This window comes from Croceicoccus estronivorus (genome assembly GCF_001625325.1).
In the GTDB taxonomy this organism is placed as follows: Bacteria; Pseudomonadota; Alphaproteobacteria; order Sphingomonadales; family Sphingomonadaceae; genus Caenibius; species Caenibius estronivorus.
Genome location: NZ_JRQQ01000006.1, coordinates 288322 through 312309, shown reverse-complemented (window position 1 = coordinate 312309; position 23988 = coordinate 288322). Strand labels below are relative to the sequence as shown.

Here is a 23988-nt window from a genome sequence, read left to right as displayed (position 1 = left end):
GGTGCAATCGGGATTGCCAGAGGAGTGAATGCTCCCGGACCGAAACCGGAAGGATCTGAATATGGAAGACAATCCGCTGGCAGAAATTCCCGACATTTCGCTTTGGAGCGAAAACTACGCATACATGATCACGGATTCGAAACAGGGCTTCGCCTGCTTTCTGTTGATGGGGCGCTGGATCCCCGATCCCACGGTCTGGCGCGAATTCCTCATGCTCCAGCTCCCCGACGGGCGGATGCTTCACCACAAGAGTTGGGGACGGGCCACCGCCATCAATACCGTCAGCGCTTCGCTGGCCACGATCGAAATCTTTCCAGAGCCGAACCGGTTCCGCATCACATTCGACGGGCCGATCGCGCAGACTTCGCCGGAGCGGTTGCGCGAACGCGGAACGGGGAACCAGTCACTCGACCGACTGCAGCTCGATCTGCAAATCGGGAGCGACGCGCCCGTCTGGGACATGAGCGGACATGCCAGCAGTGCCGAGCATATCGCCGGCAAGATGCATGTCGAGCAGGTCGGCGCGGCTTCCGGTACGGTGACTTTTGGAAAAGATCGCTGGGAAGTCCGTGACGCCTTCATGCAGCGCGACCACAGCCGCGGCGCGCGGGACGTCAGCGGCTTCTATCGGCATTGTTGGGCGCAGGGACGCTTTCGCGAGCGGGATCTCACGTTTAACCTCTATTCAATGTTCGTCTTCGGCCACGAGGGTGAGCCGATGATGAACGCGAGCGTGAGCCAAGGCGGCAAGCGCTTCGTCGCCACGATCCGCGACCTCGCTTACATGGAGGCGCGCAACGATGTAAAGAAGCCTTATTCAGTTACGCTCGCCTCCGAGCTCGGCGAGATGACGTTCCGCGTGATCGACTTCGTGGCAAGCTTTCCCACTTCGTTCATTTCGCCGTGGGATATCTGCGCCGGTACTTTCCCCGATGAGCACCATGTCACCGGCCTGGAAGAGGCTGTCGTCTGGGAATGGGACGGTCTTCGCGGCGACGGATGGAGCGAGCGCAGCTTCAACGATCGTCCCTTTGGCCGCTAGGAGATTTGGCATGACCGAGACTAGCCGTACGTCCGCATTGCTGTCCGCGCTAGTGGAAGCGACTCCGCGTGTCCGCATCGATGGCGATGCTAGCGAAGGACCGCTGTCCAGCCGAGGGCTCTTCGCGGCAGCATTGCGCGCTCTGGCCGCGCGCGAACGAAACGGGGCGGAAGGGGTGCGGGCGCGCCTGGCCGGTCTTGCTGCCATCGGACTGGAGGGGCCCGATGCGACAGGTGCGCCGCAGATCGGCAACTCGCTGGATGCCGCGGAAGCCGCGGCGACCGGCATCCTGGCGCGCTCGGAGGCGCAGCTTGCGAAATCCGAAGCGCCGCTGGACCCTCACCAGCTTCAGGCGCTGTGCACCTGGGAAGCGGACGATCTCCTGTCTGCCATGGCCGAATGCGGTGAAGGCGGTACGATGGCCGACGAGGTGAACGCCGAGCGGCTGACGGCATACTTGCGGCGCTATTTGAACGACGACACTCTCAGCGTCGTTGTTTGCAGCCCGCTCAACGGGGGGTTCGGCAAGGAGACGCATCTCTTTTCGGTGGCCGGCACCGCCCTCACGGGCGACTTCGTCATGCGACGCGACATGGTGGTCCAACTTATCCCCAATGCCTGCCATAAGGTTGCTGCGGAGTTTGCCGTCATCAAGGCTGCGGGTGACGCGGGTTTCGAGACGCCCGAAGTCTTGTGGTTGGACTGCGAGCATCCGGAGATAGCCGGTGGCGATTTTATCATCATGCGGCGCAGCCGGGGGCAAGCTGGGGGCAACCTGTTCGGTGCGGACAAAGCGCCGGACTCGACCCTGAACGATCAGCTCGGCCGGGTCATGGCTACGCTGCACGGCCTGCCGCCGCTGACATCGCTGGGTGATCTGACCGAGTCGATCAGGGCTGATCTGTGGGGTGTCCCCGCGCATGTCGCCACCCGGGCCTATCTTGAAAACTATCTCGCCATGTTTCGCAACGCGCCCCATACGCATTCTCCGGCGACGGTTGCGATATTCCGCTGGCTGCTCGCGAACGTGCCCGAAAGCGATATCGTTGCTACGCTCGTGCACGGCGATATCGGGTTCCACAACATGCTTCTCGACGAAGGCGAGCTCGTTGCCGTGCTCGATTGGGAATTCGCCCACATCGGCCATCCCGGCGAAGACCTCGCATATGCCTTCAACGCAGGCGGTAACGACCTCGACTGGTCCCGCGTCATCCGGGCTTACGAGGCGGCGGGCGGACCCGCGATCCCTCGGCGGCACTTCGAGTTCTTCCGCATCTTCATGCAGGCGCGCAACGCCGTCAGCACCAACTTGGCAAGCGCGAAACTCTTCGCGGGAGAAGTTTCGGACCTGCGCCTGCTATCGGGCGACTTCTACTTCCGCCCGCACATCCTCAAGTCGCTTGGCGGAATGATATCGGCCTATCAGCAGGAGTTCGGAGAGTGACGGAAGTCGCCGCGCTCTTCACGCCGACCGAAGCCGCCGGTATCGCGCTGCCGAATCGCATAGTCATGGCGCCGATGACCCGTCGCATGGCGCCCGACGGGATCGTCGGCCAGAACGTGGCCGACTACTACGTGCGGCGCGCCTCTGCCGCCGTCGGCTTGATCGTGACCGAAGGAATCTGGATCGATCATCCGTCCGCGTCGAACGCGCGCGATGTTCCGCACATATATGGTGAAGCGGCGTTGGCGGCCTGGGCACGCGTGGTCGACCAAGTCCACGCGACGGGCGCGAAGATCGCAGCGCAGCTCTGGCATGTCGGTTCGCTCGCCTCGGATTCGACCAGCGACAGCCGTCCCGAACGCATACTCAGCCCTTCGGGCTTTTATCGGGAAGGGGTGACGGTGGGAGAGCCGATGACCCAGGCCGAGATCGATGCCGTCATCGATGCCTATGCCTCGGGCGTGGTCAATGCGAAGGCGGCGGGCTTCGATGCGGTCGAGTTCCATGGCGCCCACGGCTATCTTATCGATCAGTTCCTGTGGGCCCGCACGAACTTGCGCCGCGACGCATATGGCGGCGACCTGCGCGCGAGGACGCGCTTTGCCGCCGAGATCATCGCCGAGTGCCGGCGGCGCGTCGGCCCGGACTTTCCGCTGATTCTGCGCATCTCGCAGTTCAAGTACGAAGCCTACGACTACAAACATGCGGAAAGCCCGGCCGAGCTCACCGGTCTGGTGGAGCCGCTGGTCGATGCCGGCGTCTCGATATTCCATTGCTCGCAGCGGCGTTTCTGGGAACCGGAGTTTGCCGACAGCGACCGGAACCTGGCGGGTTGGGTCAAGGCGATCGGCGGCAAGCCGACCATCACCGTCGGCTCGGTGGGGCTCAGCACCGATTCGATATCGACGAACTATCTCGAAGCCGGAACGCCCGCGGCGCCTTCGCCGCTCACCCAGCTTCTGCGAATGCTTGATCGCGGCGACTTCGATCTCGTCGCAGTCGGCCGGGCGCTGCTTCAGGACTGGGAGTGGGCGCGCAAGATCCGCGACAACCGCATCGACGAACTGCGAGCCTACACGGCCGAAGCCGTGGCGACCTACTACTAGCCAGAACCAGGAAAACTGCGATGTTGAGCCCTTACGACGAGTTCCCGGTCCATCAGACCTCGCACACCTTCGCGAACATCCCCTCGACGGATTTTTCGTGGGATGACGGCTGCTATTTCGGCTTCTTCAGTCCGGAGGAGAAAGTCTTTCTCGCGGTGGGCTACCGGGTAAACCCCAATTCCGACATCATCGGCGGATTTGCAATCCTCAATGTCGCCGGCAAGCAGCATACGACGCGGTTCAGCCGTTGCTGGCGTCAGGACATGCGCACCGTCGTTGGCCCCTTCGCGGTCGAGGTCGTCGAGCCCTTGAAGAAACTTCGGGTGTCGCTGGCTGAAAACGAGACGGGGCTGAGCTTCGATCTGGTCTGGACCGGCGTTTCCCCGGCCGTGCTGGAAGAGCACCACCTAGCGGAAAACAGGATGCGCCGCACCACCGATCAAAGCCGCTACTGCCAAGCCGGCAGACCGGAGGGGCGGATCAAGCTAGGCGAACGCGAGTGGATGGTCGACCCCTCCGGCTGGAGCTGCGCGCGCGACCATTCGTGGGGCCTCTACGCCGAGCGCCTGCCGCTATCGCCCGATCCCAAATGGCTGCCCCCCAAGCTGGCGCCGGGACTGCAACGGGCATTGCGCTTCTGGATCATCCTGCGGGCCGATCCCTTCAGCGGCTTCTTCCATCTGCACGAGGATGCCGACGGTGTTCAGCGCGATTTTTCGGACGTGTTCGGAACCGCGCTGGGCGGCTCGCTGTTCGCCGGATGGGACCGGCAGTTCGAAATCGCGACCGCCGCCCACACGGCAACCTATCGGAACGGCACACGGCTGCTGGACTCGGTCACGATGGCGATCACTGACACCGCAGGCGGAGCGTGGACCATTGAATTCGACGTCGTGTCGCCGCCTTGGATCGCCCAGACCAGTGGCTACTTTCCCGGTGGCTGGAAGGACGGCGGAAACGTTCACACCTATCACGGGTCCGAGGAACTGGCGTTGGAGAGCGACAGCTTCGACTTCTCCGTGCAGCCGATCGACTACAAACCCTACCAGGCAGCCGAAGATTCAACCGACATGTTCGGAGCCGGCAGCTCGAAGGTCCAAGGAATGGTCTATCTCTGCGCGGTCAGGGTGACAGGCCCGGACGGCACGGTCGGCAGGGGCGCCGCACATGTCGAGCACTGGATCAACGGTCGCTATCGTCCCTACGGGTTCGAATAGGGAAGAGGGCGCGAGCCGGACTCCCGAACCGGAACAGCCATGCACATAAGGTCATGCAAAAAGCCCCGCCGTTCGGCGGGGCTTTAACGTGTCCGGGTCCCGTGTTCCCGGCTCAGTATTTGAATTCGATCCGTGCGCCGATCGTGCGCGGTTCGTTCCACAGGCCGTAGTAGCCGAGGGCATTGTAGTTGGGTTCGGAATAGAAGTTGTTGTCCAGCAGATTGCGGGCGTAGGCCGAAACCTTGAACTGACCGATCTTGTAGCCGACCGACATGTCCACCAGCACTTCGGAACCGCGTTCCAGGAGGTTCTTACCCGAGGTGTCGAGGAGGATGCCGTTGGAGGCGAAGCGGCTCGAATACTTGACGTTTGGCGTCAACGTCAGCGTGCCGTTGCCGACCGGAATATCGAGATTGAAGCCGCCATTGATGCTGAGATCGGGCGCATTGAGCAGGCGGAGTCCCTTCCAGTCTTGCGACACGTTCACGACGAGCGGATCGACCGGGTTGTTAAGGTCATAGAGATCGCCCGCGGTTCCTTGGACGCTCGCGTTCCCGTCCGGGAATTTGGTGAAGCGGCCGTGCATCACCGCCCCGTTGACGAAGATGCTGAGGTAGTTGGTGGGATTGACCGTCAGCTGGAACTCGCCGCCGTAGATCTCGCCCTCGGCGGCATTCTGTGCGACCGTGTTGCCATTGACGTAGCGGTTGGTCTGGATGTTCTCCCACTTATAGAAAAACCCGGCGAGGCTGAGGTTCAGGAAGCGGCTGCCGCGCTTGTAGCCGATCTCGTAAGCGGTCAGCTTCTCGGCATTGAGCGGCTGCGCAGCAAGGTCGTCAGGCGAAACGAGACCCGTCGCATCGGTATTGAAAAGCCCGCTTTTGTAGCCCTGGCTGAACGACGCATAGACGTTGGATCGATCGTCGAGATCGTACTGGACGACGGCACGTGGTGAGATGTTGTTGTAGCTCTTGTCGGATTTGAAGAACACGCTGCCGTCGAAGGCGTCATAGGTGAACGAACGCTTTTCGTAGGTATAGCGCAGGCCACCGATGACGCGGAGGTTGTCGGTGATATTGTAGGTCAGATCGATGAATGGCGCTACCGAGAACGTGTCCTGGTGATGGAAGGCGCCGATGTATTCCTTCACGAATCTGTCGTCGTAGATAAACAGGCCGGCGACTGCGTCCAGTGGGCCGATCTTGCTGTTGAGGACGAATTCCTGCGAGAAGGTCTTCTGCGTAGAAGCCCAGGTCGCCTGCACCGGTGCGATCGTCGATTGCGAAACATCGACGTTGATGAAGTTGTCGTCCTTGCGATAGGCGGTAGTCGACTGGAGGCTGGTGTCGCCGAAGTGCTTGGTCCATTTCAGCGAGTATTGCGTGAACTCCACGTCATTGGTCGGGACGAAGCCGACGAAGGCCCGGTAGGGCGGCAGGTCGACATCGCCGCCCAGCAACTGGTTGGATATCGCCGGATAGACTGTTGCCCCGGAATCGTTGAGCTTTCCGTGCCAGAAGGTCAGAATCGCATCGAAATCCGCATCGGGGTTGAAACGCAGCTTCACGCGCTGGCCCGAATGCTTCACGGCATTCAGCGGGGTTCCGGCCGGCACGGGCTGCGACCCGCCGACGATGTTGTTGACGCCCATCTTGATCCAACCATCGGATTCCCGATAGTTGCCCGAGATGCTGAGAGCGAACTTGTCACCGATCGGCAGGCTGACGTAGCCCGTCCCGCCCCACCCGTTGCGCTCCTCGAGGAAGGCGCTGCCCTGCGCTTCGACCTCGCCGATCTTGGGATCGGGCGTGATGATGGTTATCGCGCCGCCGGTGGCATTGCGGCCGAACAGGGTGCCCTGCGGACCCTTCAGCACTTCGACCCGCTCGACCGCCGCGAACTCGCTTAGCGCGCTCACCGGGTTCGGGATGTAAACGCCGTCGATATACTGCGCAACGCTGTTCTCGCCCACGCGGCTGCCGACGCCGCGGATCGTCGGCGTCACCCACACGCCATTATGCGATACCTCGACGCCAGGAACGAGCTTGGGCAGGTCCAGCGTCGTCTTGATCTGCTGGTTCTGCATCGTTTCCTGCGAAATCGCGCTGATCGAGATCGGCACGTCGGTCAGGCGCTGTTCGCGCCGCTGCGCGGTGACGATGATGTCCCCGGCGGTTTCGGGGGCTTCCGCCGCCTCGACGCCCTGGGCCATCGCACCAACCGGCGTGAGCGCCGACCCGACCATGGCGGCTATGATCAAGCTCCTCATCTCTCAGTACCTCCCCCTCGCAATTCTGATAAACCCTGAAGGTGCCCTCGTGCGTGCGATGGAGCCCTACCCTCAGCTTTGCCATATTGATGCGACATGGCGTTGTGTCAATACAATTATCGACTAAAGATAAAAATGTCGATTTTATTTCAAAATGTGTTTACCGCCGTTGCGTGCCGATTATCGTCACATGCAACGAGTCACTGGGAGACGAGCGGGGCTCGTAAAGAAGTTGGAGGGAGCAGGTTGCAAGAATGATGAAAAGCGTGACCAAATCGGCGATGCTTGATGACTATCCATTGGCATCGTTTCCCGCAGTCCCGATGTGGAGCGAAAACTACGCGTTCATGATCAGCGACCCCGCCAGCGGCGTTGCGCTGGCCAGCCAGCTGGGACGATGGCCGCTCGAACCGACGGTCTGGCGCGAGTTCTTCATGCTTGCTCTGCCGGGCGATCGGATCATCTATCACAAGGCGTTCGGCCGTAGCGACGACGATCGCCGGATGCGTGCATCGCTATTCGAGATCGCGGTGATTGAGGAAGGGCAGCGTTATCGGCTGGCCTTCGACGGACCTGCGAGCCTGGACTCGCGGGCCGATCTTCTTGCGCGGGGCGCGACGGCGCGGCCGCTCTGGCCCCTGCGGATCGAGCTTCTCTTCGACGGCGTCGCGCCGCCGTGGGATATGAGCGGCCAGGCGGGAGCCGCCGAAGACCTCGCGGGCAAGCTGCACGTAGAGCAGGTCGGATCAGTTTCGGGAACCATCGCCTATCGCAACGAGACTTATGCGATCAACGCCGCTTTCGGACAGCGTGACCACAGTCGCGGCATTCGCGTGATCACCCAGCTCCATCGTCACTGCTGGGCGCAAGGGTGGTTTCCTGACAGGGACCTGACCTTCAACGTCTATTCCATGGCGGTGCACGGCGGTGCCGAGCCGATGGCTAAGGCCAGCCTGACGCATGGCGCAAAGCGCTACCCGGCCCGGGTGGAGTCGATCGATTTCATGGATAGGCCGGGCGATCACGCCAGGCCCTATGCCATCACCTTGGAGAGCGAGCTGGGCGCGATGACCTTCGAGATCGTCCGCTTCGTCGCAAGCATGCCCGCCGCCTTCTGCTCTCCTTACGACAAGTCGCCGGGGGTGATGCCCGGCTTCCATGCTGCCTCGTCGAACGAGGAAGCGGTGATCTGGCGGCTCGACGGCGCGGAAGGGCCCGGCTGGAGCGAACGCAGCTTCAATCCGAGTCCGTTCCCCGAATGATCGGCCACGGTTCAGATGCCGCAGGCCACTTGCTCAAAGCGATGCTGCAGGCGTGCGAGCGCATGGCGTTTCCAGACGAAGGTGAAGCGGGCCTGACGTCGAGCAAACTCGCCTTTCGAACGGCACTGCGACTCTTGCTCGAGCGGGAGCGCCATGGGAGCGCGTGCGCCATCGAGGCGCTGGCGGGGCTGGAGGCTGGCACTGCCCAACGGCATGACGAAACCGCGGACCGCCGCTCCGCTGGCGTTCCGGCCGCGAATGGCTGGGACGTCGCCAGGTCGCTGCTTGGTGCCGCGGAGCGACACGTTTCGGCTTCGCGATCGCCGGGGGGCACAGCGGTCGCGCAGCTCTGCCGAATGGAGGCCGATGCGATGGATAGGGCGCTGGGTGCGGAGATCGGCGCCGCTCGGGGGAAAGAGCAGGCGATAACGGCGCAAGGTTTCGAAGCATATCTGCGGACGCGTTTCGCGGATCCACGGCTGGAGCTGGAAGCCTTCAATCCACTGATGGGCGGTTTCGGGAAGGAGACCCATTTCTTTCGCGCCAAGGGCGGGGCGCTGGAGGGCGAATTTGTCATCCGGCGCGATCCTTCGGTGGAACTGGTGCCGGGGGCCTGCCATCGCGTCCGCCATGAATACGCCGTGATCCGGGCCGTGCAGCGCCACGGCTTTCCAGCCCCCGAGGCGCTATGGCTGGAGAGCCGGTCGGCGATGCTGCCGGGCCCCGATTTCATCGTCATGCGAAGAAGTCGAGGCAAGGCCATCGGTACCCTCGCAGGGGCCACCGATCACTTCGATCCGCGCCTGAACGATCGCTTGGGCGAGACCTTGGGGCGTCTCCATTCGCTGCCGGCGATGGTCGAACTGGGCGACCTCACCGAATCGATCCGCACCGATCTTTGGCAACAGTCGGGAGCCGAAGCGGTCAGGCGCTACGTGGACGACATGATGGGCCTCCTGACGCGCAATTCGCATGCGCCTTCGGCGGCGACGCTGGGCGCATGGAAGTGGCTGGCCGCACATCTGCCCGAAGACCTCGGCCCGAACTGCCTCATCCACGGCGACGTGGGCTTTCATAACATGTTGATGGACGACGGCGAGCTCGCGTGCCTGCTGGATTGGGAGAACGCCCAGATCGGCCATGCCGGTATGGACCTCGGCTACGTATTCAACGCGGCGCACGGGACGCTCGACTGGGGGCGCGTCATGCACGCCTATGCGCGGGCCGGCGGCACCGTGCCGTCCGAACAGACGCTAACGTTCTTCCGTATCCTGATGCTGGCGCGGCTCGCCACGACGCTTAATGTGGGACCCGCGCATCTATTCGTCGGCGGAGCAAGTCAGCTGCGCCTGCTCAACGCCGAAATAGAACTGCGCGCGCCTTCGTTGAGAAGGCTGGGCACGATGATCGCACAGTACGTGGAGACGTGGGGCGACAATGCCCCCCGCGCGCTGCAACCCCTTGTCTAGGTCGATCGACCTTGTGTTGGAAAACCACTAATGTCAGCACCCTTCGAAGCCCAGATGGCGATCTTTCTCCGTGCAATCCGTCACGAGCTGGTGGAGCCGGGCTTGCCCGACGACGCATTTCGCTCCGTCCGCGCGCAGCGCCTGGCCGCGGCGATCGATTTCCTGATCATGCGTGCGGAAGAGGGGCGAGCGATCGATGACGAAGCCTCGCGATCGGCGCGAGATCTGCTGCGTGCGCATGGCGGCGCGGTACTGACCGAAGACCCCGATGGCGCTGCGGCCTTAGCCGGGGCGGCCCGCGCCAGGGCCCGCCGCGCGCGCAATGCGGGGGATCGTAGCGTCGACCACGATGATTTCGTCAGGGCGCTGCGCGACGAAGCCGAGCGCCGCGCTGCCCGCATGGCCGAAGCTCTGTCCGGCGCGGCGCGCAGCCGCGAAGAACTGTTCGGCGCGCAGCGGCAGGAAACACCGCCGCTGACGGCCGAGGCGGTGACGGCGTTCCTGAAGGCGCGCTTTCCCGCCAATCCCGATATTGCCGCTACAAATTTCGTGCGGCCGGCCGGGGTCTATTCGAAAGAGAACTACAGCTTCGATCTCGTCGGCCTCGACGCCGATCCGATCCCCGCGATCCTGCGCCGCGACCGCGGTTTCGAGATCATTCCCACCAGCGCCTCGGGTGAGTTCGAATTGCTCAACGCGCTGCGCGCGCAGGGGCAGCCGGTCGCCCGGTGCATCGCCGCGCAGACCGGCAGCGAGCCCCCGCTCGACGGGCCTTGCCTTATCATGAAGCGGGTCGCGGGCAGCCCTCCCGGGATGGCGCGAGCCACGCCGGACGACAAGCGCGCCTGGGCGGACATGGTGCTGCAGCTGGCCCCGGCGCTGGCGGGGCTGCACGCCGTTGATGTCCACCGGCTACCGCTCGCGAAGAATCCCGAGAGCAACCGCGAGGCTTTCCTCGCCGTCCTCGACGACTATCATGATCGTCTCCAACGCTGTCAGCGCGAACCCCATCCGCTGGTGGAGGCCGCTTTCGTATGGCTGTACAACCATGCGTCGCTGATCGACGATCGCAGGACGCTGGTCCATGGCGATTACGACATGCGCAACGTCCTTTTCGACAAGGGCAGGCTGACCGCAGTCCTCGATTTCGAGCTGGCCCATATCGGGCATCCCGCGGAGGATCTGGGCTACGTCGCGCCCGACGTGCTGGAAGCCCTGGACTATGCCGAGTTCCTCACCGCCTACCGTGCCGCTGGGGGAGCGGATATCGCGATGGAGTTGGTTCACTACTTCCACGTCTGGCGGTGGACCTTCCACGCGGTCTGCAACATCGTCGCCTTCAGCGGATATCACGTCGGCATTCACGACGACCTGTTCCTGGGCACGGTCAGCTTCATCGAATTCCGCCGGGTGCAGGAGAAGCTGATGGCGCTCCTGCCCGGCGGTGCCCTTCATCCTGCCTGAGAGTCTGCCGATGCTGAGTCCCTACGACGAACTTCCAATTCACCAGACGTCCCGAACCTTCGCGCAGCTGCCATCGACGGACTTTTCATGGGACGACGGCTGCTATTTCGGCGTGTTCAATCCGCAGGAGAAACTGTTCCTCGCCTGCGGCTATCGGGTCAATGCCAATACCGACATGATCGGCGGCTTCGCGATCCTGAACGTCGGCGGTACCCAGCGGACGGTCCGGTTCAGCCGCTGTTGGCGACGCGACATGACTACGCGGATCGGGCCCTTCCAGGTCGAACTCGTCGAACCGCTGCGCCGTCTGCGTCTGGCGCTTGCCGACAATGCCAGCGGCATCGCCTTCGACATCGACTGGGTGGGCGTCTCTCCGGCCGTTCTCGAGGATCACCACGACGCGCAGAACCGCATGCGTAAGACGACCGACCAGTCGCGCTACTGCCAGCCGGGCGCACCTTCGGGCTTCATAGAGCTGGGGGAACGGCGCTGGGCGGTCGAACCTGGAGCCTGGCATGCCGCACGCGACCATTCGTGGGGCCTCTACGCCGAGCGCCGGCCGCTGTCGCCCGATCCGAAATGGCTGCCCCCCAAATCACCGAAGGGGCCGCAGCGGGCTTTGCGGTTCTGGATCATCTTCCGGTCGGAGCCCTTTAGCGGCTTCTATCATTTGCACGAGGATTCGGACGGCGCGAGGCGTCAGTTCGACGACGTTTTCGGCACGCCGCTGGGCGGTGCGATCACCCGCGGATGGGCAGGTGAAAGTCATGAGATCGTCGATGCCACGCACAAGGCCGAATATCACCCGGGCACGAAGGTGCTGAAGCGCGTCACCATGAGGCTCACCGACGCGGCAGGGGGAATATGGACACAGGAGTTCGAGACGGCCGGACCGCCGTGGATGGGCCAGACATCCGGCTATTATCCAGGCGGCTGGTCGGACGGAGGCAACGTCCACACCTATCACGGGTCGGAGGAACTGGTCATCGAATGGGACGAGTTTGATTTCTCGAACCAGCCGCTGATTCACAATGGCTACAAGACCGACGAGGGACACTTCGACGGTTTCGGCCGCGGCGAGATCAAAGGCAAGCCGGTGCAAGGCAACGTCTATCTATGCTCGGTCCATACGACCGCGCCTGACGGTTCGGTCAGCACCGGTGCGGCTCACGTCGAGCACTATTTTAACGGACCCTACAGGCCTTACGGCATCGAATAGGCGGCTAAGTTCACCACCACTACTACTTGGTGGAAGTCAAACGCTGGCGGGTCGATCACAGCGTGCTGAACCTCGCAGTCGCCGTCCACACGTTCGTAGGCGCGGCGCAAAGCCAGTAGACCTTCATGGCCTTGCCGTGTGCAGGGTCTGAAGCGCGGCGTTCTACCGTCACAAATCGGAACGGTTGCTGCTTCCTTGGTATCGGCGAGGCGGGATTGTTGGATTTCAGCTTCTTGATCTCGTAGATCGCCAACAGCTTTGATAGGCCGTCATCGTTGTGCTTCCTGTTTGCCGCTCAGCCTGCCGATGAGCGAGGCGTGGTGAAGCGCACCGCAATGAGGTAGATCAACGAGGCAAGCAAATAGACCCCGACCGCCAATGTCAGCGCCTGCTGGAGCCCATCGGCTGCGGCACGGGCGCAGACATCTTCCACGCCGGCGGCTGGGTGTGCGCAGACCGAACGGTAGTCAACGCCGAACCTCGCCGCAGCTATTTTATCACTGATGAAGCCGGTCATCGTAGGGCCGATGCCAAGGCCGATTACTCCTGTTGCGAGCAGTTGCATCGCTGATGCCGAAGCACGCATGCGCGGTCCGAACCGATTGAGAACAACCGCCTGCGCCGGGGCAAGAGCCAAGTTCACGCAGACGGCCCCCACGACGAAGCAGGCCGTGAAGAGACGGTGGTCGTGCTGAAACAGGGCGGCCATCAGGCAGAGCCCCCCGATGAAGTAGTTGATCGCGGGAACGCCCGCATACCACCGGTGGTCACGAGCGCCCGCGCAATCGGTGAGGACGCCGCCAACCGCTGCGCCGATTGCCCCGGCTATGCCGTAGGATAGCCCGAAGAGGCTTGCGGCCGTGAACAAGTCTATCTCGAAGCGGCGGATGAGATAGGGAACGGTGAACGTCGACAGGCTGTAGAGCGCGATGGCGGCGCATGACATGCCCGCAGTCACGAGTATGTACAACGGATCGCGCAGGCACGTGCGAAGGGCTTCCCGAAATTCAGGAACGGCTGCAGCATCCACGTTGCCATCAAATACTCCTCGCTTCGGCTCGCGTACGGTGAAGAGAAATAACAGACCGAGAATGATGCCGGGAACACCGAGCGCCAGCATGCCTATACGCCAGCCCAACTGCTGGGCGATCCAGCCGCCACCAAGCGATCCGATGATGATGCCGAGCGGAGGACCGGCGCCGAACACGGCGAACGCGAAGGATCGCTTGTTGCGTGGATAGAGGTCGGAAAGCAGCGAATGCGCCGCTGGTGTCAGGCCGGCCTCGCCTACGCCTACGCCGATGCGCGTCAGAAGCAGTGTGGTGAAACCGTTAGCCAATCCCGCCAGCGCGGTCATGCCCGACCAGACCATCAGGCATGCGGCGAGCAGCTTGCCTCTTGGCAGCTTGTCGGCAAGACGCCCTATCGGCACACCGAGAATGCTGTAGAAAATGACGAAGACGAAGCCGGTCAGGATGCCGAGCTCGGTATCAGTAATATCAAGATCGCGCTTTATCGCCTCGCCAAAGATGCCGAGGGCAACGCGGTCGATGTAGCTCGACATGTAAGCGAGCACGAGGAGACCAAGAATGTAGCGAGGCTGGCTACGTCCGGATGACTGCTTGCTCATAACAGCGGCGTGATCCGGATAACACGTGATACTTCGCAGGTCGCTCGACCGTGATGGATGAAAATGTTGAGTAGTTGGGCGTCGCCCTGTCGGGCCCGGGAAATCGTCTCCCCGCCCGGCACGATGTATGAGGAAGTCACAGCAAGTTCCGTTGCGAATGTTGCGCCAAATCCAGCAATCTGGACGTCACGTGATTGGTTGCCTCAATCAATCCCGGTAGCCTAAATCGGCACGATCGGCCTTGCGCATCATGGCCACCCACATGAGATCAGCAATATCGGAAAAGCCGGCGTTTACCTGGCTGCGGAAATGACACGCCATTGCATCACTGGGAATGTTGATATCCGTGTCTCCAGCCAGCGCGGCAACTTGGATTTGGCACGCCTTCTCCAAATGGAAGAGATAAAAAAAGGCCTCCGCGATGGTTCGGCCGACAGTCATTGTTCCGTGATTACGCAGGATTAGGCCTTTAGCCCCGCGGAGAGCGGCAATCATGCGCGGCATTTCATCTTCGTCAACCGTCACACCTTCCAGATTATGATAACCAAGCCGATCGTGCAGGAACATGGCGTGGAAGCTCAGCGGCAAAAGCCCCTGCTTCTGGGTTCCCACGGCAATCCCTGCGACTGTGTGGCAATGAAACACGCAATGGGCGTCCGGCACATTGCGATGAATATGGCCGTGGATCGTGAAACCGGCCTGATTGATCCGCGCACCATTTGGACCGTCGATGATATTCCCGTCCAGATCGACCTTGAGCAGTGAACTGGCTGTGACTTCCTCATACATCGCGCCGAGCGGCAGAATGAAGAAATGATTGTCGGGACCTGGAACCCGCGCCGAAAAATGGGTGCCTATGCCATCATCCCAGCCATAAATGGCCGCCAGCCTATAAGCCGCAGCGAGTTCGGCACGGGTTTGCATTTCATCACCTAGCGCAATCGGGGAAGGCATTCTGGTCTCTCCTGACTTGTCTCGCAAACCAAATATCGATATAATCCATATTTGTCGATATAGTATGGTTAGGAGAGAAGAATGCTTGGGATTCCCGGCGTGGACATTGATCTAGGCAGCTATCCTCCGGTCGTCCTAGCGAAGGCCGTTTCGCTCAAATCCGATCCTTTGGAGACCGCAAAATGGTTGGCGCAGGCCAAGCCGGAGATTGAGCACCTGCTGGTCAAAAGCGGCGTCGTCACGTTCCGGGATTTCGCCCTGTCGAATGCCTCCCAGTTCGACAACTTCCTGTCTTGCTTCGATGGGCATCGCGCGGGCTATGCCGGGGGCACGTCACCGCGCAGCAAAGTGGCCGGGCGGGTCATGCAGTCCACCCAAGCTCCGCCCGATCGTGAGATCCTCCTGCATCAGGAGATGGCTTATACCCGTGATTTTCCCGGACGCTTGGCCTTCTTCTGCGAAATTCCTCCGCGAAGCGGTGGTGAAACACTGATTGGCGACATGCGAAAATTCACCGCTGAGGTTCCGAAGGCATTTTTCGACAAGGTCAAGAAGCTCGGCGTTCGATATGTCCGGCGCTTCCGCAATCCCGACTGGAAACCCGGCCATCTCGACCTTGACGTACTGCATCGCAGCTGGGTGGATGCATTCGGCAGCGAGAGCCGCGAAGATGCTGAGGCGGCGTGCCGCGCCACCGGATCGGACTGCACCTGGACCGAACATGGAATGGAGGCAAGCTTCACCACGCCAGGCTATGTCACGCATCCAGTTACTGGCGAAGAAATTTGGTTCAATGTCATCCCGGCGTTCGACCTTAACGCCGTCAGCCAGGGAAAGCGGTTCCAAGACCTGCATGAGCAATATTATGGTGCGGCCCACCCTTGGCCGCAGGCAGTGACGTTCGGCGATGGCACCGAATTTTTACGTGAGGAAATCGAGGCTCTGTATCCGATCGTCGACAGCGTCACGACCGCACCCAAATGGCAGCGCGGAGATGTTCAGTTGCTCGACAACATTCTCACTGGACACGGACGCGCGACCTTCACTGGCCAACGCTGCGTTCGAGTGATGTTACTCGCATAGACGTGTGCGCCATTTGCGCAAGCGCCAGCGGCACTATGCATCATCCTTATGGGTTTCATCAGCCGGGCCAAGCAAATCCAGATGGGTCTGGCCAACATGATCTGGGGCCGTTTCACTTGATGCCATGATAGAGTTGCTCAGTCGCCAAATCGCCAACCTGAACCGCACGTCGCGAGCTCAAGCGCTTACTGCTCGCTTGGTTGAGAACAGGGTCTCGCGCAGCATCAGAGCCCAGGCGATTCTCGCCAGCTTGTTGGCAAGCGCCACGACCACCGTATTGGGATGGCATCGCCGCCTCGGCGATCGCTTCGGCATCCCGGTCGTCATTCTTCTACGCCTTGACGTAAGGACAGACGGACATATTCTGGCGGCATCAGCTTGACCGTGTGCCCCTGCTCGATCAGCCGACGCCCGAGGTGGTGGGCCCCGCAGCACGCCTCCATCGCAACCATGCAAGGCGCATGCTGCGCTGCAAACTCAACGATGCTTCCCGCCCGCGTCCGCCGACGCAGCACAACCGCGCTGCGCTCACCGAGCGCCGCCACGCTGCACCTGTTCTTGCCTAAGTCGATGCCGATCATCACAATGGTCATGGCTCGTCCCTCTCTGTCTAGCGCCTCCATCGTATCAGATTTCGGAGAGGTGGGGCGGGCCATTCCATAAAAGCCCTGCGAGCCGCCGAGCAGGACTGGCTCGGCGTCGCCGCCCGCTGCAAAATGCTCTAGCGTGCGATTGATGCGATTGGGCGGGGCGACGGGTGCGCAACTTGGTAGCAATTCATTCCAGTCGCTGTCCGTTAATGTGCGCGCCTGGTGGTCAAGAAGCCTTTATGCGGCTGTGGGCAGTTCGACCTGTCCATCGATCAATGCCTTGCCGACCGCGCTGATTTGCCACCATGCGAGCAAATCGCTCGGACCGGCCTCAGTAACCGCGAAGCCCCGCTTGGCAAGCATGACGAGTGCCGGATCGCTGGCCGAAGCCAGAAAGCCCTTGTCTCCGGCGGGCAACGCAGCAAGTTCGGTCAATGTTTCCCATTCGGCGCTAGGCAGCAAGCCGTTGCGGGTGGGGGCCACTTCCTTGATTGGTATGGGTTCGGCCGCCTTGCGGCGCTTGCGGGGAGCAGGCTTGACTTCGCCAGCCAGCGCCGAGGCGATCCGGCGTCCTACGCGATTGGCAGCCTTCACCGATGGATCATGCTGCACATGGGCATAGATCATCGTCGAGCGCAGATTGGCATGGCCGAGAATCGCGCCGGTCAACGCCAGCGCCTCCCCGTGCGAGGTGGCTGTAGCACCGACCGTATGACGCAGCGTATGCGGGGTGACGCCGGGCAGATCGGCCTTCTTCACGATCTTCGGCCAGATGTTCTTGGTGCCTTGGAAATAGCTGTCACCTTCGTCGGCGGGGAACACATAGTCCGTGCCGTCCACCTTCTCGACGCCTTTGAGCAGGGTCGCCGCCGCAAGGCAGAGCGGACGGATCGACTTGCCGGTCTTGCTGTCGTCGAGAACAAGCAGGCCGTTTTCCAGATCGACCTCATCCCATTTCACCTCCGCGATTTCATTGCGGCGGCAGCCGGTAAGCACCCATAGCCGGGTGATGTTGAGCGCCTTGCTGTTGACGCCCTCGGCTTCCAATGCGTCACAGGCCGCACCGAGGCGCGCAACCTCCTCAAGCGTCAAGAAGCGTGTGCGACTATTGTCGGACTTGTTCACCACGGCCTTTTCGCAGGGATTGGCTGCGACGATCTCATGCCGCTTGGCGAAGCTGAACACGGCCGACAAATCGCGGAACACTTTGCGCGCCGCACCAGCGCCACCCTTGACGATGATCCGCGTGCGCGGTTTCGTCTTCTCATTTTTCGCCGTCTTACCAGATTCAACATCGCGGAAGAATCGCTCGATGTCGGCGGCGCCAATCTCCGTCACGCGCTTCCGGCCAAGCAGCGGAACGACATGATGGCGCAGCCGGGCGATGGTGTATTTCTTGGTCAACGGCTTCATCGGCTGGCCCTGGCGCTTGCCCCGCTGGATGAAGCAACCCTCGGCTTCATACAGGTCAATCAGCGCGCTCACCCGTATTTCCTTGCGCTTGGCATTACGCTCCGAATGGGGATCTTTGCCCATCAGTACGGAAGCCACGATCTCCCTCGCGCGCTTACGCGCCAGCTCGACTGTGAGCGGGCCGAATTGTCCGATCGTGAAGAAGCGTTGCGGCGCACTCCGACCGCCGCCTTCGGCGAGATACTTGACCACGAAGGTTTTGACCCCGCTCACTCCGATGCGAACGCCAAAGCCCTTGGTATCGCTATCCCACAGCACATAACGCTTTGCGCCTGGCTCAGCGGCGTCCACCACCTTTTTTGTGATCTTGATTTCAGACTGCTTTGCCATTTTTCTTGGTCTTTCTGTGGGCTTTCGCCATTTCTCAGGCTACAACTGGGCTACAACGCCAGAAGGAAATCGTGGGCTTCCTCTCGGTTGTGTATAGCGTAGATAGATAAAAAAGAAACGTAAAATCATGCCTTTAATCGTGGAATGGCGAGGCGTAGCGTATCTTGGAATAGTGCTTATCCAACTTTGCCAAGGTTGGGGTCGAGGGTTCGAATCCCTTCGCCCGCTCCAGTTTTTCCAACATTCTCGTGGTTTAGGGTCGCAGTCAGCGACCCTTTAGGTTACCGAGCGCGATAGGCGTGCGATGTCGCTACTTGCGATGGCGCCGAACTCACAACGCCGATACAAAGCCGGGATGAATCAGGCTGCTATTCAGAAGCGTGCCGCTGAGATGTGGCTAAGGAAACTGCTGCGTCGGGGCTATCTGCCTGCCGAATTGCCGCCCCCGTTTACGTCTGAAACATTTGCGGCTTCTGCTGTGGCATTCGCGGCAAAATGGGACGCGGGGAAGATACGCAAATTTTGGACGACGCCGGAATCATATAGCATCCCTCGATACGGGGATGCCCGCCGCAAGCTCGCGCTCGTCAATCCAATCAACCAGCTGCACATAGCCCATCTGATTGCTGCGAACTGGGCTGATATCAAAGCCCGGTTGTCTAGGTCGAAGATCACCGAATTTAAGCCTGAGTTTTCGAGCAGCCTTAACGGCCGTGCGATTACCGGCGTGGATTTTGACGGTGTTGCGAGACGCCGCGCCCGCTTGCTTTCCGCCTATGGTCGGTATGTAAAAACCGACATCACCCGCTTCTACCCATCAATATACACCCACTCCATTGCATGGGCGATCCTCGGCAAGGCCCATGTAAAGGCGAATCACCATACTCTTGCGTTCAAGAGGCACTTCGCCAATTACTTGGATAAGGCTGTCGGCTCCGGGCAAGAAGGCCAGACAATTGGCATCCCGATAGGTCCTGACACCTCCCGAATTTTGGCTGAACTGATTGCCGTAGAGGTTGAGGAAATTGCCAAGACGCATATCCCCGATTTTGAGGCGCGTGGTGTGCGTTATGTGGATGACATGCTTATCGGCCTTCCCGAAAGCGAAACTTCCTCGGCAGTCCTGTCAGGGCTATCGCTTGCGCTCTACGAGTACCAACTTGAGTTGAATGCCGAAAAGACGGGAACCTTCGGGTTGGGCTGCGAGCACACCCCTGAATGGATTCATTTTGTCCGAACCTTCGTTCTCACGACTAAGGCCGGGCAACAGCGTGATGATCTCGACTCATTCTTTGAACACGCGATTTATCTGGCAGACCAGAACAAGAGAGACAATGCGCTGCTCTTTGCGGTCAAGCGAGCTGCTAGTTTCAACATCAAAGGCAACAATGTCGAGCATCTTGTCCGATGGCTCCTCTATTGCGCGCGTCGTTCCGCAACCTGCCTCGCCTTCGTGGCCGAACATCTTGCAGCGATCAACGGATCGACACCTCTCCCCGACGACGAGATACACGCATACATTCTACAACAGATACCTATCAAAGCCGCTTCGGGGCACACGAATGAACTCGCTTGGCTGCTATTTTGGGCAAGGGAGATAGGCCTCATCATTCCCGCTTCGGCGATGGATAACGTGATGAAATTGCGGAGCTCAACCGTTGGTTTGATAACGCTCGACCTTTGGCACAAGAGCCTAATCAATGGCGCTCTGGATTTCTCCTTCTGGCAGGGCTTCGCGTCAGAAGCGGGGTTGAAGTCAGAAATGTGGCTGATCGCCTATGAAGCGACCCGGAAAGGTTGGTGGCCAAAGGCGCAGAGCGCCGACTTCATCACACAGCACGACTTTTTCGCCGATCTCTGGAACGCCAATGTCGAGTTCTACGACCCAAGCAAGAAGGCGCGAAAGCGCGTCACTCCCTCAGTGCTGGCGAAAATATTTGAACAAGCCTCTATGGCTGGCTCGCTAGAGTACCCAGAGTAAGAGCATCCATTTCACACCGCAAAGGGGCTCGTCTCCCCCGCCTTGTTGGCGCAGGGTAGGCGCAGCCGATGGTGGGCACCCTCGCTCTCGAAGGGCTTGCGGCATCGGAGGCAAGGCCGGGTTTCGATCGGCAAGGGCTCGCCATGCACGTCCCGGCGCTTGCGCCCCAGATGGGTCAGGCCCGCGTTGCTCACGAGACCTCGAGCATCGCCAGCATCGTCCCGTAGGCCCGGCGCTGGCCCGCGTTCATCGTGTCGCGGACGAGATGCTGGTTATCGGGCGAGCGGAACACGTCCACCCAGACCTCCCACTCTCTCCGCTAGCGGATAAGCCCAAAGAACGCAGAGAGCTCCTCGACTGCCACGCCGTAGATGTTCGAGACGCCCCGGACGAGCTCGAGGGTGGGCCAGCGGTCCTTCACCGTGGCGATGGCGGCGGAGAACGCTACGGTGTGCGCCCTCCGGGTCCGCTCGTCGAAGCGGGTCATATAGTGGTCCAGGACCGTCTCCTCGGTCAGGTCCATTGTGCGCTCTTCTCGAATACGGTGGACTGCTTCGAGCGCATCGCCGCCATCCCGGCCGCCCGCTCGCCCTTCGCCAGCTCGATTATCACCGGGTCAGTGCCGGAGTGGTCGAGGAGGGCCTTGCTCACGGTCACGCCGGTCTCGAGCAGAAGAAGATCTTCAGTCCCTCCGCCGCGCTCAAAGCCCGCGCGGGATGATCGACTTCCTTGTAAGCCAGATGGTGCTCCCCGATCCCGTCTTCCTGCGGCCCAATGTGCTGCTTGCCTTTGCCGAGCACGAACCGACGATCGACTTCTCAGCCCACCATCTCGTGCGCGAGGTCAACGACGATCTCGTTCCCCAAAATCATCAAAGTACAGCCGGGGGAGCTGTCTGAAGACCGCAACGGAGATTCGATTTCAGTCCACGTAATGTGCGGCGGTTTTGGCTGCGACATCCTGGGTCGTGACGCCCGGGGCGAGTTCGATCAGGCGGAACGGGCTTCCATGGTCCGGGCGCTGGAAGACGGCGAGGTCAGTGATGATCATGTCCACCACGTTCTGCCCAGTCAGCGGCAGAGTGCATGCTGGGATGAACTTAGGGTCGCCGGCCTTCGAATTATGCTCCATCACCACGATGATCTTCTTGACGCCGGCGACCAGATCCATCGCGCCGCCCATGCCCTTGATCATTTTGCCCGGGATCATCCAGTTGGCGATGTCGCCATTCTCCGCCACCTCCATCGCGCCGAGCACGGTGAGGTCGATATGTCCGCCCCGGATCATCGCGAAGCTGTCGGCGCTGGAGAAGTAGCTGGAGCTCGGCAGTTCGCTGATCGTCTGCTTGCCGGCGTTGATCAGGTCCGCGTCCTCGTCCCCCTCATAGGGAAAGGGACCGATGCCGAGCATGCCGTTTTCGGACTGAAGCGTCACCTCCACGCCCGGAGGGATATGGTTGGCGACGAGCGTCGGAATACCGATGCCCAAGTTCACATAGAAGCCGTCCTGCAGCTCCTTCGCCGCGCGCGCGGCCATCTCGTCTCTGCTCCAGGGCATCAGGCATCCTCTCTCTGCCGCACGGTGCGGAACTCGATCTTCTTGTCATAGGGCGCGCCCAGGATCAGGCGCTGGACATAGATGCCTGGAAGATGGATGGCATCGGGATCAAGGCTGCCCACGGGCACGACCTCCTCCACCTCGGCGACGCACAGCTTGCCGCAGGTGGCGGCCGGCTGATTGAAGTTGCGCGCGGTCTTGCGGAACATCAGATTTCCCGCCTCGTCCGCCTTCCAGCCCTTGACGATCGACAGGTCGGCGCGGATGCCGCGTTCAAGGACGTAGGTCTCGCCGTCGAAGACCTTAACCTCCTTGCCCTCGGCGACCAGCGTGCCAACCCCGGTCTTCGTATAGAAGCCGGGAATGCCCGCGCCTCCCGCGCGCATCCGCTCGGCCAGCGTGCCCTGCGGGCAGAACTCCACCTCAAGCTCGCCCGCCAGATACTGCCGCTCGAACTCCTTGTTCTCCCCGACATAGGAGCTGATCATCTTCGCGATCTGGCGCGAGCGGAGCAGCTTGCCGAGTCCCTCGCCGTCGATCCCGGCATTGTTCGACGCCACCGTCAGACCCTTTGCGCCCGACGCCAGAATCGCATCGATAAGCCGTTCGGGAATGCCGCACAGCCCGAAGCCCCCCGCGGCTATCGTCATCCCATCAAACAGCAAACCCTCAAGCGCTACTGACGCAGCGGGAAATAGCTTGTTCACGCCGACACTCCCAGTCGCTCGATGACCATGGCGATGCCCTGCCCGCCACCGATGCACATGGTGATGAGGCCATAGCGACCACCGATCCGCTCGAGTTCGTAGAGCGCCTTGACGGTCAGGATGGCGCCGGTCGCACCCACGGGATGTCCCAGCGAGATGCCTGAACCATTCGGATTGACCTTGTCAGGATCGAAACCCAGCGTCTGAGCGACCGCACAAGCCTGGGCGGCAAATGCCTCGTTCGCTTCGATCACATCGATGTGTTCCAGCATGAGGCTCGATCGCTCCAGCGCGATCGGCACCGCCTTGATGGGACCGATGCCCATCCGGTCGGGTTGAACGCCGGCGTGCCCCCAGCCCAGGATGCGAGCCATCGGCTTTAGGCCCCGCTGTTCGACCGCCTCGGCCGAGGCCAGCACCACAGCCGCCGCGCCGTCATTGATGCCCGACGCATTGCCCGCCGTCACCGTGCCGTCCTTTTTGAACACCGCCTTCAGCTTCGCCATATCCTCGAGGCTGGCGTCAGCGCGGACATGCTCGTCCGTGTCGAATAGGCGCGTGCCCTTGCGGTCTTTCACCTCGATCGGCAGGATCTGCTCGCGGAAACGCCCCTCCGCCTGCGCGCGGGCGGCGCGGCGATGGCTCTCTACCGCCAGTTCGTCCTGCATTGCCCGCGTGATCCCATGGTCGGCAGCCACATTCTCGGCCGTCACGCCCATGTGCATACCCTCGAAGGGATCGGACAGTACGGCGAGCAGCGCGTCGATCATCTGGACGTCGCCCATCTTCTGGCCCAACCGCGCCGCCGTCACATGATGGGGCGCACGCGTCATCGACTCCGCGCCCCCCGCGACCGCGATGCCACATTCTCCCAGCGCGATCATCTGCGCGGCGGAAACGATCGCCTGCACCGCCGAGCCGCACAGGCGGTTGAGGGTGAGTGCCGGCGCTTCGATCGGAACCCCTGCCTCGATCGCCGCCACACGCGCGAGATAGGCGTCCATTGGCTCGCTCAGGATGACATTGCCCAAGACGACATGCTGCACCGCGTCGGGCGCGAGCCCCGCGCGCTTGACAGCCTCGGCAATCACAAGCGTCCCGAGCTTCGCGGGCGGAATGTCCTTGAGGCTCCCACCGAAGTCTCCAATCGCGGTGCGAACGCCTGATATAATGTAGATCGGATTCATCTCG

General features: G+C 61.5%; 20 protein-coding genes, 1 tRNA gene and 1 pseudogene. 12 read left to right on the top strand and 10 right to left on the bottom strand.

All coding sequences use genetic code 11. The annotated features are described in order from the left end of the window. Positions 1 to 61: 61 nt before the first annotated feature. From MB02_RS11260 to MB02_RS11245, 4 genes are read left to right on the top strand one after another with little or no spacing between them, the layout of a single operon-like run. The gene (locus MB02_RS11260; RefSeq protein WP_156495495.1) at positions 62 to 1042 is read left to right on the top strand and encodes a hypothetical protein; all 981 of its coding nucleotides are present in this window, start codon (positions 62 to 64) and stop codon (positions 1040 to 1042) included. A 10-nt stretch (positions 1043 to 1052) separates the two neighbouring features. Further along, positions 1053 to 2486 carry a phosphotransferase family protein gene (locus MB02_RS11255; RefSeq protein ID WP_067537187.1) on the top strand — a complete coding sequence of 478 codons (1434 nt, stop codon included), beginning with the start codon at positions 1053 to 1055 and terminating at the stop codon, positions 2484 to 2486. Then, positions 2483 to 3592, top strand: a complete 1110-nt coding sequence (locus MB02_RS11250; RefSeq protein ID WP_067537184.1) for an NADH:flavin oxidoreductase — start codon at positions 2483 to 2485, stop codon at positions 3590 to 3592. Before MB02_RS11255 ends, MB02_RS11250 begins: the two co-directional genes overlap by 4 nt. Positions 3593 to 3612: 20 nt before the next feature. Then, positions 3613 to 4809 (top strand): hypothetical protein, encoded by a 1197-nt coding sequence (locus MB02_RS11245; RefSeq protein ID WP_067537182.1) that lies wholly within the window; start codon positions 3613 to 3615, stop codon positions 4807 to 4809. Positions 4810 to 4921: 112 nt separating this feature from the next. On the opposite strand, the gene MB02_RS11240 is transcribed toward MB02_RS11245, so the two are convergent. Beyond that, complete coding sequence (locus MB02_RS11240; protein WP_170304711.1) at positions 4922 to 7069, bottom strand: TonB-dependent receptor; 2148 nt, start codon at positions 7067 to 7069, stop codon at positions 4922 to 4924. A gap of 263 nt (positions 7070 to 7332) precedes the next feature. Between MB02_RS11240 and MB02_RS11235 the strand changes: the two genes are divergently transcribed. The 4 genes from MB02_RS11235 to MB02_RS11220 are packed head-to-tail and all read left to right on the top strand — an operon-like array spanning position 7333 to position 12492. After that, positions 7333 to 8340, top strand: coding sequence for a hypothetical protein (locus MB02_RS11235; RefSeq protein ID WP_067537176.1), 1008 nt, complete (start codon positions 7333 to 7335; stop codon positions 8338 to 8340). Further along, positions 8337 to 9809, top strand: a complete 1473-nt coding sequence (locus MB02_RS11230) for a phosphotransferase family protein (protein ID WP_067537174.1) — start codon at positions 8337 to 8339, stop codon at positions 9807 to 9809. Before MB02_RS11235 ends, MB02_RS11230 begins: the two co-directional genes overlap by 4 nt. Positions 9810 to 9839: 30 nt before the next feature. Further along, the gene (locus tag MB02_RS11225; protein WP_067537171.1) at positions 9840 to 11273 is read left to right on the top strand and encodes a phosphotransferase family protein; all 1434 of its coding nucleotides are present in this window, start codon (positions 9840 to 9842) and stop codon (positions 11271 to 11273) included. A gap of 10 nt (positions 11274 to 11283) precedes the next feature. Beyond that, the gene (locus tag MB02_RS11220) at positions 11284 to 12492 is read left to right on the top strand and encodes a hypothetical protein (protein ID WP_067537373.1); all 1209 of its coding nucleotides are present in this window, start codon (positions 11284 to 11286) and stop codon (positions 12490 to 12492) included. A gap of 295 nt (positions 12493 to 12787) precedes the next feature. Here the strand turns inward: MB02_RS11220 and MB02_RS11215 are convergent, their stop codons facing one another. Then, positions 12788 to 14122 (bottom strand): spinster family MFS transporter, encoded by a 1335-nt coding sequence (locus MB02_RS11215; protein WP_067537169.1) that lies wholly within the window; start codon positions 14120 to 14122, stop codon positions 12788 to 12790. 207 nt (positions 14123 to 14329) lie between these two features. Beyond that, entirely contained in the window at positions 14330 to 15076 is a 747-nt protein-coding gene (locus tag MB02_RS11210) for a class II aldolase/adducin family protein (RefSeq protein ID WP_067537166.1), read from the bottom strand. Between the two features lie 81 nt (positions 15077 to 15157). Here MB02_RS11210 and MB02_RS11205 point away from each other — a divergent pair, with 81 nt between their 5' ends. Beyond that, positions 15158 to 16159 (top strand): TauD/TfdA family dioxygenase, encoded by a 1002-nt coding sequence (locus MB02_RS11205; RefSeq protein ID WP_067537164.1) that lies wholly within the window; start codon positions 15158 to 15160, stop codon positions 16157 to 16159. 334 nt (positions 16160 to 16493) lie between these two features. Here the strand turns inward: MB02_RS11205 and MB02_RS11200 are convergent. Together MB02_RS11200 and MB02_RS11195 are read right to left on the bottom strand one after the other, a co-directional pair. Continuing rightward, positions 16494 to 16752, bottom strand: a pseudogene (locus tag MB02_RS11200) (IS110-like element ISMmg1 family transposase); the annotation flags it as partial. Positions 16753 to 16986: 234 nt separating this feature from the next. Further along, on the bottom strand, positions 16987 to 18552 hold the full coding sequence (locus MB02_RS11195; RefSeq protein ID WP_067537158.1) for a tyrosine-type recombinase/integrase: 1566 nt from the start codon (positions 18550 to 18552) through the stop codon (positions 16987 to 16989). A gap of 147 nt (positions 18553 to 18699) precedes the next feature. Between MB02_RS11195 and MB02_RS11190 the strand changes: the two genes are divergently transcribed. Both MB02_RS11190 and MB02_RS11185 read left to right on the top strand, forming a co-directional pair. Then, a tRNA-Gly gene (locus MB02_RS11190) sits at positions 18700 to 18783 on the top strand. Positions 18784 to 18856: 73 nt separating this feature from the next. Then, positions 18857 to 20533, top strand: coding sequence for an RNA-directed DNA polymerase (locus tag MB02_RS11185; RefSeq protein WP_156495492.1), 1677 nt, complete (start codon positions 18857 to 18859; stop codon positions 20531 to 20533). Between the two features lie 319 nt (positions 20534 to 20852). Here the strand turns inward: MB02_RS11185 and MB02_RS11180 are convergent, their stop codons facing one another. Together MB02_RS11180 and MB02_RS17705 are read right to left on the bottom strand one after the other, a co-directional pair. Beyond that, entirely contained in the window at positions 20853 to 21056 is a 204-nt protein-coding gene (locus MB02_RS11180; RefSeq protein WP_067537153.1) for a hypothetical protein, read from the bottom strand. Further along, positions 21047 to 21190 (bottom strand): hypothetical protein, encoded by a 144-nt coding sequence (locus MB02_RS17705; protein WP_170304710.1) that lies wholly within the window; start codon positions 21188 to 21190, stop codon positions 21047 to 21049. The genes MB02_RS11180 and MB02_RS17705 overlap by 10 nt, the downstream gene beginning before the upstream one ends. A 59-nt stretch (positions 21191 to 21249) precedes the next feature. Between MB02_RS17705 and MB02_RS11175 the strand changes: the two genes are divergently transcribed. Beyond that, positions 21250 to 21432 carry a hypothetical protein gene (locus MB02_RS11175; protein WP_067537150.1) on the top strand — a complete coding sequence of 61 codons (183 nt, stop codon included), beginning with the start codon at positions 21250 to 21252 and terminating at the stop codon, positions 21430 to 21432. Positions 21433 to 21454: 22 nt separating this feature from the next. Here the strand turns inward: MB02_RS11175 and MB02_RS11170 are convergent, their stop codons facing one another. From MB02_RS11170 to bktB, 3 genes are read right to left on the bottom strand one after another with little or no spacing between them, the layout of a single operon-like run. After that, positions 21455 to 22090, bottom strand: coding sequence for a 3-oxoacid CoA-transferase subunit B (locus MB02_RS11170; protein ID WP_082826124.1), 636 nt, complete (start codon positions 22088 to 22090; stop codon positions 21455 to 21457). Further along, positions 22090 to 22797 (bottom strand): CoA transferase subunit A, encoded by a 708-nt coding sequence (locus MB02_RS11165; RefSeq protein WP_067537144.1) that lies wholly within the window; start codon positions 22795 to 22797, stop codon positions 22090 to 22092. The genes MB02_RS11170 and MB02_RS11165 overlap by 1 nt, the downstream gene beginning before the upstream one ends. Next, positions 22794 to 23984 carry a beta-ketothiolase BktB gene (gene bktB / locus MB02_RS11160; RefSeq protein ID WP_067537142.1) on the bottom strand — a complete coding sequence of 397 codons (1191 nt, stop codon included), beginning with the start codon at positions 23982 to 23984 and terminating at the stop codon, positions 22794 to 22796. The genes MB02_RS11165 and bktB overlap by 4 nt, the downstream gene beginning before the upstream one ends. Between the last annotated feature and the right edge of the window lie 4 nt (positions 23985 to 23988).

Coding starts and splice junctions, on each gene's coding strand:
- MB02_RS11220 (WP_067537373.1), top strand. CDS start 11,284: ATGCTGAGTCCCTACGACGAACTTCCAATTCACCAGACGTCCCGAACC.
- MB02_RS11245 (WP_067537182.1), top strand. CDS start 3,613: ATGTTGAGCCCTTACGACGAGTTCCCGGTCCATCAGACCTCGCACACC.
- MB02_RS11235 (WP_067537176.1), top strand. CDS start 7,333: ATGATGAAAAGCGTGACCAAATCGGCGATGCTTGATGACTATCCATTG.
- MB02_RS11230 (WP_067537174.1), top strand. CDS start 8,337: ATGATCGGCCACGGTTCAGATGCCGCAGGCCACTTGCTCAAAGCGATG.
- MB02_RS11255 (WP_067537187.1), top strand. CDS start 1,053: ATGACCGAGACTAGCCGTACGTCCGCATTGCTGTCCGCGCTAGTGGAA.
- MB02_RS11260 (WP_156495495.1), top strand. CDS start 62: ATGGAAGACAATCCGCTGGCAGAAATTCCCGACATTTCGCTTTGGAGC.
- MB02_RS11170 (WP_082826124.1), bottom strand. CDS start 22,090: ATGCCCTGGAGCAGAGACGAGATGGCCGCGCGCGCGGCGAAGGAGCTG.
- MB02_RS11215 (WP_067537169.1), bottom strand. CDS start 14,122: ATGAGCAAGCAGTCATCCGGACGTAGCCAGCCTCGCTACATTCTTGGT.
- MB02_RS11205 (WP_067537164.1), top strand. CDS start 15,158: ATGCTTGGGATTCCCGGCGTGGACATTGATCTAGGCAGCTATCCTCCG.
- MB02_RS11185 (WP_156495492.1), top strand. CDS start 18,857: ATGTCGCTACTTGCGATGGCGCCGAACTCACAACGCCGATACAAAGCC.
- MB02_RS11225 (WP_067537171.1), top strand. CDS start 9,840: ATGTCAGCACCCTTCGAAGCCCAGATGGCGATCTTTCTCCGTGCAATC.
- MB02_RS11195 (WP_067537158.1), bottom strand. CDS start 18,552: ATGGCAAAGCAGTCTGAAATCAAGATCACAAAAAAGGTGGTGGACGCC.
- bktB (WP_067537142.1), bottom strand. CDS start 23,984: ATGAATCCGATCTACATTATATCAGGCGTTCGCACCGCGATTGGAGAC.
- MB02_RS11175 (WP_067537150.1), top strand. CDS start 21,250: ATGATCGACTTCCTTGTAAGCCAGATGGTGCTCCCCGATCCCGTCTTC.
- MB02_RS11180 (WP_067537153.1), bottom strand. CDS start 21,056: ATGGACCTGACCGAGGAGACGGTCCTGGACCACTATATGACCCGCTTC.
- MB02_RS11210 (WP_067537166.1), bottom strand. CDS start 15,076: ATGCCTTCCCCGATTGCGCTAGGTGATGAAATGCAAACCCGTGCCGAA.